Origin of the sequence: Desulfococcus sp., assembly GCF_050178255.1 — a bacterium.
Lineage (GTDB): Bacteria > Desulfobacterota > Desulfobacteria > Desulfobacterales > Desulfococcaceae > Desulfococcus > Desulfococcus multivorans.
In genome coordinates, this window is sequence record NZ_JBFXGG010000004.1 from 20,015 (window position 1) to 33,837 (window position 13,823).

The 13,823-nt window shown below is 53.9% G+C and carries 12 protein-coding genes; 6 read left to right on the forward strand and 6 right to left on the reverse strand.

Translation table 11 applies throughout. From position 1 onward, the window contains the following. Nucleotides 1-111 precede the first annotated feature (111 nt). Nucleotides 112-543 carry a response regulator gene (locus AB7S84_RS01890; RefSeq protein WP_020876994.1) on the forward strand — a complete coding sequence of 144 codons (432 nt, stop codon included), beginning with the start codon at nucleotides 112-114 and terminating at the stop codon, nucleotides 541-543. Between the two features lie 166 nt (nucleotides 544-709). On the opposite strand, the gene AB7S84_RS01895 is transcribed toward AB7S84_RS01890, so the two are convergent. The 3 genes from AB7S84_RS01895 to AB7S84_RS01905 form a co-directional block, all read right to left on the reverse strand. After that, the gene (locus AB7S84_RS01895) at nucleotides 710-2,197 is read right to left on the reverse strand and encodes an SLC13 family permease (RefSeq protein ID WP_428152811.1); all 1,488 of its coding nucleotides are present in this window, start codon (nucleotides 2,195-2,197) and stop codon (nucleotides 710-712) included. Between the two features lie 56 nt (nucleotides 2,198-2,253). Continuing rightward, a complete protein-coding gene (locus AB7S84_RS01900) occupies nucleotides 2,254-2,808 on the reverse strand; it encodes a CBS domain-containing protein (RefSeq protein ID WP_020876996.1) in 555 nt (184 codons plus the stop codon). Between the two features lie 152 nt (nucleotides 2,809-2,960). Further along, nucleotides 2,961-3,449 (reverse strand): CBS domain-containing protein, encoded by a 489-nt coding sequence (locus AB7S84_RS01905; protein ID WP_020876997.1) that lies wholly within the window; start codon nucleotides 3,447-3,449, stop codon nucleotides 2,961-2,963. A gap of 270 nt (nucleotides 3,450-3,719) precedes the next feature. Here AB7S84_RS01905 and AB7S84_RS01910 point away from each other — a divergent pair, with 270 nt between their 5' ends. Further along, the gene (locus AB7S84_RS01910) at nucleotides 3,720-4,727 is read left to right on the forward strand and encodes a sigma-54 interaction domain-containing protein (RefSeq protein ID WP_020876998.1); all 1,008 of its coding nucleotides are present in this window, start codon (nucleotides 3,720-3,722) and stop codon (nucleotides 4,725-4,727) included. Nucleotides 4,728-4,792: 65 nt separating this feature from the next. Here the strand turns inward: AB7S84_RS01910 and AB7S84_RS01915 are convergent, their stop codons facing one another. After that, nucleotides 4,793-6,229 (reverse strand): DNA integrity scanning protein DisA nucleotide-binding domain protein, encoded by a 1,437-nt coding sequence (locus AB7S84_RS01915; RefSeq protein WP_020876999.1) that lies wholly within the window; start codon nucleotides 6,227-6,229, stop codon nucleotides 4,793-4,795. 305 nt (nucleotides 6,230-6,534) lie between these two features. Between AB7S84_RS01915 and AB7S84_RS01920 the strand changes: the two genes are divergently transcribed. From AB7S84_RS01920 to AB7S84_RS01935, 4 genes are all read left to right on the forward strand, one after another. Beyond that, nucleotides 6,535-7,074, forward strand: coding sequence for a hypothetical protein (locus AB7S84_RS01920; protein ID WP_052018575.1), 540 nt, complete (start codon nucleotides 6,535-6,537; stop codon nucleotides 7,072-7,074). 107 nt (nucleotides 7,075-7,181) lie between these two features. Further along, entirely contained in the window at nucleotides 7,182-7,652 is a 471-nt protein-coding gene (locus AB7S84_RS01925) for an HAD family hydrolase (RefSeq protein WP_428152812.1), read from the forward strand. Nucleotides 7,653-7,741: 89 nt separating this feature from the next. Further along, a complete protein-coding gene (locus AB7S84_RS01930) occupies nucleotides 7,742-9,211 on the forward strand; it encodes a leucyl aminopeptidase (RefSeq protein ID WP_020877002.1) in 1,470 nt (489 codons plus the stop codon). A gap of 18 nt (nucleotides 9,212-9,229) precedes the next feature. Further along, nucleotides 9,230-10,792: an ABC transporter substrate-binding protein gene (locus tag AB7S84_RS01935; RefSeq protein WP_428152813.1), complete on the forward strand. Its 1,563-nt coding sequence runs from the start codon at nucleotides 9,230-9,232 to the stop codon at nucleotides 10,790-10,792. A gap of 127 nt (nucleotides 10,793-10,919) precedes the next feature. Here AB7S84_RS01935 and thrC read toward each other — a convergent pair whose 3' ends face one another. Continuing rightward, nucleotides 10,920-12,422 (reverse strand): threonine synthase, encoded by a 1,503-nt coding sequence (gene thrC / locus AB7S84_RS01940; protein ID WP_020877004.1) that lies wholly within the window; start codon nucleotides 12,420-12,422, stop codon nucleotides 10,920-10,922. A gap of 12 nt (nucleotides 12,423-12,434) precedes the next feature. Further along, the gene (serS, locus tag AB7S84_RS01945) at nucleotides 12,435-13,715 is read right to left on the reverse strand and encodes a serine--tRNA ligase (RefSeq protein ID WP_020877005.1); all 1,281 of its coding nucleotides are present in this window, start codon (nucleotides 13,713-13,715) and stop codon (nucleotides 12,435-12,437) included. Nucleotides 13,716-13,823: the final 108 nt, after the last annotated feature.

A 13,823-nucleotide genomic window follows, 5' to 3' on the forward strand; every position in this document is an offset into this window, starting at 1 on the left:
GTTTGGCGTGAGAATTGCTTTTTGTTTTCCTGAAAGCTATCCGCCTTAAAATAAAGAGATAAATCTAAAAATATCAATCTCAATCTTAACAGCAACCAGGAGGATAGGGTGATGACAATGGCATTTGTGATGCTTGTGGACGACGAAGTCCCGTTTGTGGAAACTATGACCAAACGCCTGGAAAAAAGAGGGATCGATATCACCACTGCGTTCAGCGGAAAGGAGGCGCTCGAGAAACTGGATCAGAACAGCAAGATCGAGGTCGTCATCCTCGACGTAAAGATGCCCGAAATGGACGGTATCGAAACGCTGCGGCAGATCAAGATGAAATTCCCGCTGGTGGAAGTCATCATGCTGACGGGCCACGCCACCGTTGAATCCGGGCTTGACGGTATGAAATTGGGAGCGTTCGATTATCTTATGAAGCCCTGCGACATGGATGTGCTGATTGCCAAGGTGGATGAAGCTGCGACCAAGAAGCGCAAGCATGAGGAAAAGATCCTGGAGGCCCGGGTTAAGGAGATTACAAGCCGCCGTACCTGATGTCCGGTTGGAAATCCGGCATGAGAGGGATGGGTGTGTCCTGTTTCAGGTTTGATCGCATACATCCGGAACAGACGTCAATAAGGGCCTGTCGAATGACATTCGGCAAAGCCCTTATCGATTTTCTAAAGTGAATTCGTAAAGACAATCCCCGGGAGATCGCCGGCTATCCCAGCCGGATCGACATCCCCATGATCGGCCACAGGATATATACCGCAAAACCCGTCAACAGCATCAGCAGGATGCTCGCCGGAATGCCGTAAAGGAAGAATTCGCCCGTTGTGAACTGCTTGGAGTCGTAGGCGATGGCGTTGGGGGCCGCACCCACCAGAAGCAGAAACGGCATGCCGGCCACGACCAGTGAGGCGAAAAGGATCACCTCGCCGGCCACGTTGAGATAGGGCGCGATGACCAGAGCCACCGGCAGCGAGATGGCGATGGCGGCCACGTTCATAATGAAGTTCGTCATAATCATGACGAAGAAGGCGATTCCCATCACGAAGACGAACCAGTTGGACTCCTTGAAGATGGTCAGCCAGTTGATGGCCAGCCATTCGGCGGCGCCCGTCTCCCAGAGGCAGAAACCGATGCTCATGGCGCCGGCGAAGAGGAGAATGATGTTCCAGGGGATCTCCTCCAGGTCGTTGATGTCGAGAATGCCGAAGATGAAGAAAAGAATGGTGGAAATCAGGATGATGCCGGTTTTGTCGGGCGGAACAAATCCGGGAATGGCGCTTTTCATGACGGCCGAAGCCCCCAATATCAGGATAACGGAGCCGACGATAACGGCGGCGACAATCTCTTTTTTCGTGATTTTCCCCAAATCGGCGTTCAGCTTCCTGGCCCGATCCTTGAGCCCTGGGATGGTTTTCTTCTCGGGCTTGCAAACGATCATGAAAAATCCCCAGAGCAGCGCAACCATGAGCCATCCCACTGGAAACATGTAGTAGGAGAGCTCGAAAAATCCGATCTCCTGCTTCATGATATCCTTGAAAAATCCCAACGCCACGGCCCCTCGCGCCGCGCCCAGGAGGGTAACGACGGAACCGGCGCCGGCGACATAGGCCATGCCCATAAAAAGCCCTTTGCCGAACTTGGTCGGTTTGTCGCCTTCGCCGTAGAGGGAGTATATGGCCACGAGAAGGGGATAGATGGTGGCCGCCACCGCCGTATGGGCCATGATGTGCGTCAAGGCGGCCGTGACGAAAAAGCATCCCAGGTAGATCATGCTTGTCTTTTCGCCGACAATCATCAGCATCTTATAGGCAAGCCTGCGGGTCAGCCCGGTTTTGGTGAAGACCAGACCGATGACGATGGACCCGAAGATGAAGAGAACCGACGGGTCCATGAAATCCTTGAATGCGACGTTGGCCGGCCGGATCATGAACAGCACCTGGAGAACGCCGATGGCAAGGCTCGTGACGCCGATGGGAACCACTTCGAACACCCACCAGGTGCCGGCCAGCAGGAATACGGCGATGGCGCCCTTGCCTTCCTTGCTGAGGGAAAACGCCTTGCCGGTGGGATCGACGGCATCGGGCCACATGGGGGAGTAATAAACGATCATGAACAGAAATACACCGAGCAGAATGAACAGAATCTTTTTCCAGTTGGTGCTGTTTGCATTTGGTACTGCCGCAGCGTCGCTTGCCATAAATATTCCTCCTGTTTTAGCAATATGCCTTGTCTGTCAATACAATGGGTTCAGACCTAAATGTTGCAGGCGATGATCATGTCGCTGATCTTTGTAAATACGTCCGTCAGTCGTAAAATGCCGATGATGCGTTTGTCCTCCGTTACCAGAAGGGATTGATGGTGTCCCATGACAAACTGATGGATGGCTTCGTTCAGAGAGGCGTCCTTTTCGACACATTCCCCTTCGTCGGGCCTCACCATAAAATTTTCAACCTTGATATCCGCCGCTTTCTTGCAGATGTCCTTGAGCGGTGCTTCCCAAAGCCGCAGCTGTTCCAGCATGGCTTTTTGGAATTGGCGTGTGAAGCCGAGGTGCATCGGCCGCTTGTCTGATATCATTTCATCATATTTGGGTTCGAGGGCCCGAAGGATGCAGATCAGGCTGAGTTTTCCGATGACGTTTTTCTTTTCGTCCAACACCAGGATAGCTCTATGGCGGTATTTGTTTGGGTCGAATACCTTCTGGGCGTCTCTCAACGCTTTCACGGCCTCGGCCAACGTTGCGTCTTTGGATACGGTGGCATATTCCGAAAGCGGAACCATCAAGTCTTTAACGAATTGGGTTTTCACAATAAACCTCCTTGGTGAGTGTTTTCAAAATGTTTGACCAGCGGCTTTCCGGGGCGACCGGCGTTTCGGGGACAGCACTCTTATCTCACATTGGCGGATACCTGCCGTCCCAGTGGGGCATCCATCAATTACTGTGTATATGCTTTCCAGGGTTAAAGGGACACCATCTGAATAAATCGATTCAGGATATCATCCAGATGGATGCCCCCAACGACCTCCTGTTGCCGGATTACGGGCAGAAAAGTGGCTCGGTGCTTGTTCAGCAGAAAGACGGCCTCCATAATGTCCTGGGAACCGCCGATGCAGGCCGAAACGGGGGTCATAATGTCGGCCACTCGTCTTGAAGCCGCTGTCGGCATTTCTGTTTCCAGGCGACCCTCCCAGAGAATCGGGCCGATTTTTCCGGCGCTTTTCAGAAAATGACCCATGATTCCGAAGACGATCTCTCGGGACGACAGGGATCCGATCACGGTTTCCCTGGCTTGCCGGTTTTTTCCGATTACGAGGAGGCAGGGCATCTTACCCTTCGATGCAGCCTTTGCGATCAAGTGAAGGGCGTCTCCGACATTTTCATCCCCTTGGATCGCGTAGTAATGATGCAGGGGATGCATAAAGTTCTCGATAGTTCGATTGGAACGCATCCGTGAGCATTCTCCGCTCGTTTTTGTTGAAAAGGTGTTATAGCACTGCAAACATAATACCATAATATAAACCAAGAGGTTGATTTCTATCAATCTGTTGAAATAATGCTGAAATATGAAGATATGGCCGTAAAAGACCGTTTTCGGGCGGACGTGATTCAGGCAAAGTCTTGCCGCTTGAGGCAGAAGGTTGCCGATTTGCCGTTGACAATGACCTGGGATTGAGCTAATCCGCACAACGGAGATAGATACCGTTGTGGTGGTGACAATATGAAAACCCGTTACACTTTCCCCGAATGCGCCGAGCGATCGGTTTTAGATGAATTTATCCTCGGTTGTGATATCATGGCGGAGATCATGGCCGTGATCCGGCAGGTGGCCCTCTATGATGTCAATGTCCTGTTGGCAGGCGAGAGCGGTACGGGGAAGGAGATGTTGGCGAAGATCATTCACCTTCAGAGCCCCCGGGCGGAGCATCCGTTTATTCCCGTCAACTGCGGCATCCTTTCCGGTATGATGTTCGAGGACAAGCTTTTTGGCCATGAAAAAGGGGCGTTCACCGGAGCGGTCGAACAGAAGATCGGTTGTTTCGAATCGGCGCACCGGGGAACCCTTTTTCTGGATGAAGTCGCGGAACTGCCCCTCGACAATCAGATCGATTTTCTTCGCGTTCTCGAGGATTTTCGTTTCATGCGGATCGGCGGCAACGAGATGATCGAGGTGGACGTCCGCGTGATTTCCGCGACCAACAAGGATCTCAAGGGAGAGATCAAAAAAGGACTTTTCCGGGAAGATCTCTTTTATCGCCTGCAGGTGATTCCCATCTACCTGCCCCCCCTGCGTGATCGCAGAAACGCCATCCCCGGGATGGTCTCCCATTTCCTCAACCAGTTCGAAGCCCTTTACAACAAGCCCAAACCCGTGCTTCATCCCGAGGTCATCGATCTTTTCGTACGGTATGACTGGCCCGGAAATGTCCGGGAACTCAAGAATATGATGGAGCGGATCTTTATCATCAGCACCAACAAGACCATCCACGTTGATGATCTTCCCCCTGATTTTTTGTGGCATTTCCGAGAATCGACGGAAACGATGGACCTGGCCGAGGTTCGAAAGAAGGCGGAGACCGGGGCGATTCTGGAGGCGCTGCACCGTGCCCGGGGCGACCGGGAAAAGGCGTCCAGGATGCTTGGAATCAGTCCCCGGACGCTCAGACACAAGGTCCAGAAATACGATATCAGGATCGACAGGATCGGCGGCACCTTTCCGGACCCTTGATGACCGGTCGGCGAATTGGAAAGCGGCTTGAGGGGGGCCCGGGATGCCGGACCGCCTGATTCTTTTTACTCCGACCGCCGGATGTAGGTGTCGAGAGTGGGCGGCGTAGCGATATAACCATAGAGCGGTTTCCATTCGCATCTCGCCGTGAGCTCGACACCGCCCTGAATGACGGAAACGGGTCGATCCGCCGAAACCACTACGGCCATGATATGGTCGTGGTGATTGGTAAATCTGAGGGCCGAATTGTAACGGGCGCCCCTTGATCGGTCTTCACCCGGTACGGCATAACCATCCAGAAGACAGGCAAATCCGTGGAGGTGAAGGTCTTTGCCGATGTGAAGGGCGCCGTCCACACGAGCCAGAGCTTTGGCCAACGCCAGTTGGGATTCCCGCCTCAGGTCGAGGGGATGTTCCAGGTGCTGGCCGGAGATATTGATGGGGGCGGGGTTGAGATCGATGACGATGGTGCACCCATACCGCTCTTCCTGAGCGTTGTGGACGATGTTTGAGATGATTTTGAACAAGTCGTTGCCGTCATTCGATTCGTTCTGCCACTCCAGCAATATTTCCTCGACCTGCACCAGCTTTGCTTTCCGGGTCGAGGAATGGAACCTCCCATCGAAAAAGCTGCAGATCAAATCACCGTTCAGGCGGAGAAAACCATGGCCGGACCGGAAATCGGCGATAATACATCCCCGGGGCATCTTTCCCACGGCGATGCCGATGATGCTCTTGCCGTCGGAAACAAGCCGTCTTATGGAGTTCTGCACAGATAAGAGCAGTTTCCGGACGTGCTTATAGTTTTTGAGTTGAGGGCGCTCCAACTCGGGAAATCGGGCGATGAAGCGGATCTCTTCAACGGCGCAGGGTTCTACAAAGGCGAGAATGCCCCTGGGCCAGACGCCCTCTTCGAAGGTTTCGGAGATCCCCAGCACGGCGTCGAGGGTCGGATAGACCCGAATGTGGGTATCCCACCCGATGAGGGAGATCCGTTTGTCGACGATGTAGTCCCTGACGGCGTGGCCGGCATATTCACGAAGAACGTATCCCGACGTGCCGATGCACGGGGCGTCCGCATTGGCCATGTCCTGGGAAAGCAGCCAGACGGCATGCTCAAGCCATCGCTCTGTCGGACCCGTGGAGCACATGTCCGGATGGTGCTCCGTGAACCACATCTGATAGGCGATTGATCGGGACCTGCCGCCGAAAGAGATGAGGCCGGCCAATTGAAGGTTTTCCTCGTGTTGCACCTCGAATTTCTTCATTTTAGTCAAGTCGAAATCAGCTTTTCGCCAGGCATGGCTGTCCAGGTAAAGCTCTTTCAGCTTGGGTTCGTGACCGTGCAAAAGCAGCTGCGGATCATAGATGCGAATGGGATCATCGGCATGAATGGCATAAATCAGGGCCACCCGACTCGGCGGTGAAAAATGGGAGAGTCCCTCACGCAGACCGTCAAATACATGAAAAATGCACTGATTTTGAACAGAGTCCTTTTTCATGGTATGCTCTGATGGATCCTTTCTTGACGTTTGGAACACGACTTTTGACTTTCGTGTTGATATCAAAAAACAGGTTTTAAGTCATGACTTAAATGGCCGATGAAAAAGCGTATGATGCTCGAGGTTATCGGTATGAACCATCGCTTTGTTATGATATATTCCAGCCGCTTTTCTTTACCATCACAAAAGCCGAAAATTGCATGGTTCAGATATCAACAGCCGATACAAACCTTCAATCGCAGGAGATCGGAGGTCGGTCGTATAATCCCTACAGGAGTTGAATTTCAGTGAAAATTTCAAGGTGCATGAACAAACAAAGGCGATGGAAAATCCTCCTGAAATGCGCAATAGCCTTTTCCCTGGGGGTCATATGGATGACGCCGGCGGTGGCGGCGCTACCCGAGGCGTCACTTGCAGCAGTTAGAAACGGCATTCCCGGTATTGCCGAACGATATGTTGGGATGCCGTACGCCTTTGGCGCGGACCCCGAGCATCACGGAGCTGCGGACAACTCTCATCTCATTTGCGCCATTTACGGCGAAGCGGCAAGGAATGCGGGTTTTGCCTTCCCCGGCTACATGCCCATGAAGATGCTGCTGGCCCGGACGATCAGGATCCATCCGGACATGGTTGAACCCGGCGATCTGATGGTGCTCAAAGATGGGCACGCGGCCATGATCTACCATGTGGAGGATGCCGAAAATTTCGATTTGATCTATGCGTCCCTCAAGCGTGGTAAGGTTGTGGCTTTTAACAGCCGCAACCTTGTATACGAGGTTTACTGGCGGGTCCATCTGGACGGGTTTTATCGGTTCGATCCAACGCTGTCGGCGCCGGTGGATTGATCGATTCTGTTTGATCCGATATATTCCCGCCCGGTTGGATTTCATTGAATGGCATGTGCGGCACGAACTGTCAAAACTGCGATACCTTTCCACGAAGGAGGTGCTGAATGATCGAGATCGATGTTCCCGGATACGGAAGATTGCGGATGGCGCACCTGGTGCTGGATTACAATGGGACCCTTGCCGTTGACGGCCGTTTGGTCGACGGCGTGGACACGGCTCTGAATGCCCTTGCGGGTCATGTCGGTGTCCACGTTCTCACCGCCGACACGTTTGGAAAGGCCGAAGCGGCCCTGGAGGGGATTTCCTGCCGTCTTACCGTTCTGCCTCCGGACAGGCAGGACGAGGAAAAGTTGGCCTATGTCCAACGACTCGGATGTGAAGAGACCGTCTGCATCGGCAACGGCAGAAATGATCGCCGGATGCTGGCCGCGGCTGTTTTGGGGATCGCCGTCATTCTCGAGGAGGGCGTTGCCGTGGAAACGCTCACGGCTGCGGATGTCGTGTGTACCGATATCCTTTCGGCGTTGGCGCTCCTGTCCCATCCCCTCAGGCTGGTAGCAACCCTGCGATCATAATTTTTCAGCCGGCTGCGGGACGTCCCGGCGGGCGTTGAAACGGTCCCCATAACCCTTAAACGACGAACAGAGAAAAGGAGATCTCCACCGTGCTGGAACTCAAAGTGGTCAATCCCAAGAAAGACCCCCTTAAAACCCTCATCATTCCGGTGTGTGAAGACACCGATATCCATGACAACCGAAGCGTTGGCCTGCTGGTGAAAAAAGCGATGGCTCTGGAAGAGTTCAACGGTAAAATCGAAGAGGAAGTGGTTTTTCATCATCCTGCGGAGGTGTCGGCAGACCGCGTAATTTTCATGGGGGCGGGACCGAAGGCCACCGCGGATACCGAGGTGTTTCGCGCTTTGACCGGCCGAGCGGTCAACAGATGCATCACTCGAGGGCTTGACGACGTTTTGCTGGCCGTTCCTTCGGCGGCCAAATGCGGTCTGGATGCCGCCGACCTGCTTGAGGCAATGATGGAGGGCGCTTTTCTGGGCAACTATCGTTTTGACCAATACAAGAGCGAGAAAAAACAGATCCCCTTGAAAAAGATCGGATTCTGGGCCAAGGCTCAGGATGTCAGACGCTTTTCAAGGCTTCCGACCCGGGTGACGGCGGCCTGCAGGGGTACCCTCCAGGCGCGGGAATGGGTTTCCGTTCCCGCCGTCGATAAGCGACCGGATGCCTATGCTGAATCGATTGCCGCTCTTGCCCGGGCAGAAGGGCTTGATGCCGTGATATGGGATGAAAAGATCCTTGCGGAAAATGGATTTGGTGCTCTTCTGGCCGTCGGGCAAGGGAGTCATGCCGCACCCCGGCTGGTGTTCCTCGAATATCGGACCGAAGGCGCCGAAAAGACCGTCTGTCTCGTGGGCAAGGGGGTTACGTTTGATTCCGGCGGTCTGAATCTGAAGATCGGAGGGGCCATGGAAGGTATGAAGATGGACATGGCCGGTTCAGCCGCAGTGGCGGCGACGCTCATCAGCGTGGCCAGGCTCAAACCGAAGCTCAACGTGGTGGGGGTGCTGCCCCTGGTCGAAAATATGCCTTCAGGTAAAGCGATCAGACCCGGGGATATCATCCATACATACTCCGGCAAGACGGTGGAGGTCGGCAATACGGATGCCGAGGGGCGGCTCATTCTGGCCGATGCCATCGCCTATGCCGTCGAGGTTTACAAGCCCCATATCCTCATTGACATGGCGACCCTGACCGGTGCCTGCGTAGTGGCCCTTGGAGAAAAAATTGCAGCGGTTTTTACAGAGGAGGACGCCCTGGCCGAGGCGATTATCGCATCGGGAAGGCGCACCTTCGAACGATGCTGGCGAATGCCCATGCCCGAGGATTACAAGGAACTGCTCAAAAGCGATTTTGCCGACATCAGCAATATGAGCAGCTCCAAGTGGGGCGGCGCCATTACGGCTGCCCTGTTTTTGTCGGCATTTGTAAAAGATACCCAATGGGTCCATATCGATATCGCCGGTCCCGCCTATGCCAAGAAAAGCGGCGCCTATTGTACCCCCGGGGGAACGGGGTTCGGTGTTCGACTCCTGCTGGACCTCCTGGAAAAATTGTGAAAGGCCGGGAAACAGGCCATGAACAGATCCGGATGGACAGTGATCATTTTGGTGGGAATGGGGTGGCTGGCAGCGCTCTCGGGGGCATCCGAAGAACAGATCCTGAAGCTTGGTGCCGAAAGAGATCCCGTCTCACTGGACCCTCACGCACAGTTGTCTGCCGAAACCCTTCAGTATGCTCACATGGTCTTTGATCCGCTGGTGCGTCGGACCGCCGACATGACATTCGAGCCGCGTCTGGCGGAACGATGGGAGCGTATCAGCGACAGGGCCATGCGGTTTTATCTGAAGCGGGGCGTGACGTTTCACAGCGGTAATCCGTTTACCGTGGAAGACGTGAAATGGACTGTGCATCGTCTGATGAAAAGCCCGGATTACAATAGGCTTTTCAAGGATCTTGAAGACGTCAAGATCATTGATGACCAAACGGTCGATCTTGTGACGCAAAAACCCTGCGCCCTCATCCTCAACATGGCGGCCTTGATTTTTCCCATGGACCGTCGATTTTACAGGGGGATGGATGAAAACGGACGCTACAAGGATGCCGTTGTTACGGCCGGTCCTTCTTTTGCCGCCACCCACGCTTCCGGAACCGGAAAGTATCACGTCACAATGCGGGATCCGGGTGTAAAAACTGTTTTTCAAAAATTTCCGGGATATTGGGACGACAAATCCCTTGGCAATATCGACAGGATCATCCTGATTCCCATTAAAAACGATGCCGCTCGGGTAAGCGCGCTGAGGTCGGGAAATGTCGATATGATCACGCCGGTGCCGCCCCAGGATTACGGGCGTATCGAGGCGGATGAGAATCTTCGGCTGATTGCGATAACGGGAAGCCGTATCATCACGCTTCAACTGAATCAGAAGCGTCGTCCCGAGTTCAGAAACCCTCAGGTTCGACTGGCCATGAATTGGGTAGTAAACAAAGCGGATATCGTAGAGAAGATCATGAAAGGGGCTGCCACGGCAGCGGGCCAACAAGGGCCCAAAGGCTTTTCGGGATATACCCCGCGCCTGACGCCCCGTTTTGATCCGGCCAAGGCCAAGGCACTGATGAAATCGGCCGGATATGAAAACGGGTTCGAATGTACCATGATCGCTCCCAACAACCGCTACGTCAACGATGCCAAGGTGGCTGAAGCGGTTGCCGTCATGCTTTCCAGAATCAATATCACGGTGGACCTCAAGACGCTGCCCAGGATTCATTACTGGGATCGCTTCGACGCCCAAACCGCTGATATCCAGATGATCGGATGGCATCCGGAAATGGAGGATTCCGCCAATTACACGGAAAACCTCCTGATGTGTCCTGATACGGAAACCGGATATGGCCGCTACAACAGCGGAAATTACTGTAACGCGAAAGTGGATGAGCTCATCCTCGCCTCCCGGATGGAAACCGGTAACGCCCGACGCCGGGTATTGCTCCAGAAGGTCGAGCAGATTCTCTATGACGAGGCGGCCTTTATTCCCCTCCATTGGGAGAAGGTGTCATGGGCCGGAAAACGGCATCTCGGGATCGAGCCTGTTGTGAACCTCCAGAATGTTGCCTATTTCGGAGATCTGATGATCCACTAGTGTTATTTCATTTTCGACTTTCGGGATGCTGGCGTGGTTCGAAGGCGGCTTACGTCCTGCGCAGCTGCATTGGAGAATCAGGCGAAGAATTGAAAGGCGCACCGGCGATAGCCGGTGCCATGGTCCATCATAATGCGACAAGATCCAGCGTCCTGGCGATCTCCTCGGATACCCTGCGGACAAATTTTTCGAAATCCTCGCCGTCAATGGGATTTCCCGGTGCCGGGACCTTCTCCAGATCGTCCGGCCGCATATAAACGGGTCGGTTCATCAGCCTCGGATCAGGATGGATTCCGAACTCATCGGGGAACCGATTTTCGAAGTACATTTCCTGAAAACCAGCGAATTTGAGGGCGTGAGCCGTGGAGTCCACCACAGCTGTTTCATCAGTATCGACCAATCCCGTCTGTCGAGCCCGAACGAGTCCGGCTAAGGATTCTCCGCCGTGGGTGCAGGCGATGTGACCGTTATGGTTGGCCGTCAACTCCCAATCCATGATCTCCTGCTCGGTGACCTCAACGAAAAAAACCCGCTGTTCACCGGCGATTTGGTTGTATTTTTCCGCCAGATGAATGACCCTGGGCATGGAGACGGGGTTTCCGATCATGGCGGCCTGGGCGACGCTGGGTTTGACGGCCATGGGGACAAATCGACGTTTGGCGGGGTCCGGCTCCATGTAGTAGCGGTAGACGGGATTGGCATGGGCCGACTGGACCCCGATGATTTTAGGCAGAACGTCGATAATTCCGATATCGTAGAATTTCAGGAACCCGCTCATGACGGCTGTGATGTTTCCGGCGTTGCCGATGGGAACGACAATCACCTTTCCGGCCATGTCGTACTCGAAATCTTGAGCGATTTCATAGGAATAGGATTCCTGCCCCAGAATGCGCCAGGCATTTTTCGAGTTGAGAAGCGCTACCGGGTAGTGTTCGGCGAGGTGCTCCACCACCTTCATGCAGTCGTCAAAAACCCCGGGAATTTCGAAGACTCGCGCACCGCTGCCCAGGGGTTGGGAGAGTTGTTGGGGAGTGACCTTCTTGTGAGGCAACAGCACGGCCGATTTGACATGGGGCTTGAGATAAGCCGCATAGAGGGCGGCCGCTGCCGAAGTGTCGCCCGTCGAGGCGCAAACGGCCAGGACATTCTTGATCTTGCCGCTTTTGATCAGGTAGTTGATATAGCTGAAAGCGCTGGCCATGCCGCGGTCTTTGAACGAGGCGCTGGGGTTCTGGCCGTCGTTTTTGAAAAAGAAGGCCATGCCCGCCAACTCCTGCAGCGTGTTATTGGCTGAAACGATGGGGGTGTGCCCTTCGCCCAGGTAGACAATATCCGACAGGGGAATGACGGAGCCGATAAATTCGTGGTAGAGATAGATGCCTTTCAGGGCCGGGATCTTGAGCATCCGTCGATAGTCGAAAATACGGCGCCAGAGCGGACCTGGGATTTGTCTGAGCCGATCGAACTGCTCATCCTGAATGAGCAGCACCTGGCCGCAATCCGGGCAGGTGTAGAGCAGCTTGTCAATTCCGTGCACCGTACCGCAGCCGAGACAGTGGTAGGCGAGCCGGCCTGCTTTTTCGGGAATCAGATAAGAGCGGATTTCTTTCGGAAAGTCTTGTGGCTTCAACTTGATATCTCTCTATTTTTTATGGTCTATTTTTTCGAGGCCGCCCATATAGGGTTTCAGTGCTTCAGGGATAAGCACTGATCCGTCGGCCTGCTGATAGTTTTCAAGGATGGCGGCAAAGGTCCGCCCAACGGCAAGGCCCGAACCGTTAAGGGTATGAATCCATTCCGTTCCTTTCCTGCCCTTTTGCTTGAACCGGATGTTGGCGCGTCGTGCCTGAAAATCCTCGAAATTGCTGCAGGACGAGATTTCCCGATACTTGTTTTGAGCCGGAAGCCAGACCTCGATGTCATAGGTCTTGGCGGATGAAAATCCCAAATCTCCGGTACACAGGGTGATGACTTGATAAGGCAACTCCAGGCGCTTCAGAATGGTTTCGGCGTGTTCGAGCAAGGATTCCAGTTCGGTATAAGAATGATCGGGATGGACAAACTTGACGAGTTCGACCTTGTTGAACTGGTGCTGGCGGATCAATCCTCGGGTGTCTTTGCCGTAGGAACCGGCCTCGGAGCGGAAGCACGGGGTGTAGGCCGTGTGGTAAATCGGGAGGTCTTCTTCGGCGAGGATGTCGCCGCCGTAAATGTTGGTTACGGGAACCTCGGCGGTGGGGATCAGAAAATAATCCCAGTTTTCCAGCTTGAAAAGATCGGCCTCGAATTTAGGGAGTTGACCGGTGCCGGTCATGGCGGCGCGGTTGACGATGAACGGCGGCAGGGTTTCCGTGTATCCGTGTTCGGTGGTGTGGATATCGAGCATGAAGTTGATAAGCGCCCTCTCCAACCGTGCGCCCGCACCGATATAAAGTGGAAACCTGGCGCCGGTGATTTTGGCGGCCCGTTCCAAATCGAGGATTCCCAGATTTTCACCGATATCCCAATGGGCTTTGGGCGTGAAATCAAATCGGGTGGGAGTGCCAACCTGTTTCAACAGGATATTTTCCGACTCGTCGCGTCCAATGGGAACCGAAGCATGCGGTATATTGGGGAGCGTCATCAGGATACCCTGAAGCGTTTCATCATAACGCGCCAACCGGATGTCCAGCGCTTTGATCCGAGAGGAGACGTCCCGCATTTCCGTCACGAGGCTTTCGGCGTTTTCACCATTTTTCTTCATATCGGCGATCTGTTCTGAAACCACATTTCTTCGATGCCTCAATATCTCGATTTCCTGGAGGATCTCCCGTCGTTTTTCATCCGCATCACGAAAACCACCGAGGTCGGCTTTGTCGTTCCGTGTGGTCAGCGCTTTTTGTACTTCCGCTAAATTTTGTCTCACAAACTTGATTTCCAGCATAATAATTCCTATAATCTCAAAAGTCGGTTGTATATAAAGTTGAGATCGTTATCGCTGAACCGGGTCCCGGCAAAACGATTGCTCGGCAACTCCAGGATAATTGTTAAA

Coding starts and splice junctions, on each gene's coding strand:
- AB7S84_RS01905 (WP_020876997.1), bottom strand. CDS start 3,449: ATGCGTTCCAATCGAACTATCGAGAACTTTATGCATCCCCTGCATCAT.
- serS (WP_020877005.1), bottom strand. CDS start 13,715: ATGCTGGAAATCAAGTTTGTGAGACAAAATTTAGCGGAAGTACAAAAA.
- AB7S84_RS01895 (WP_428152811.1), bottom strand. CDS start 2,197: ATGGCAAGCGACGCTGCGGCAGTACCAAATGCAAACAGCACCAACTGG.
- AB7S84_RS01910 (WP_020876998.1), top strand. CDS start 3,720: ATGAAAACCCGTTACACTTTCCCCGAATGCGCCGAGCGATCGGTTTTA.
- AB7S84_RS01935 (WP_428152813.1), top strand. CDS start 9,230: ATGAACAGATCCGGATGGACAGTGATCATTTTGGTGGGAATGGGGTGG.
- AB7S84_RS01915 (WP_020876999.1), bottom strand. CDS start 6,229: ATGAAAAAGGACTCTGTTCAAAATCAGTGCATTTTTCATGTATTTGAC.
- AB7S84_RS01890 (WP_020876994.1), top strand. CDS start 112: ATGACAATGGCATTTGTGATGCTTGTGGACGACGAAGTCCCGTTTGTG.
- AB7S84_RS01925 (WP_428152812.1), top strand. CDS start 7,182: ATGATCGAGATCGATGTTCCCGGATACGGAAGATTGCGGATGGCGCAC.
- AB7S84_RS01920 (WP_052018575.1), top strand. CDS start 6,535: ATGAACAAACAAAGGCGATGGAAAATCCTCCTGAAATGCGCAATAGCC.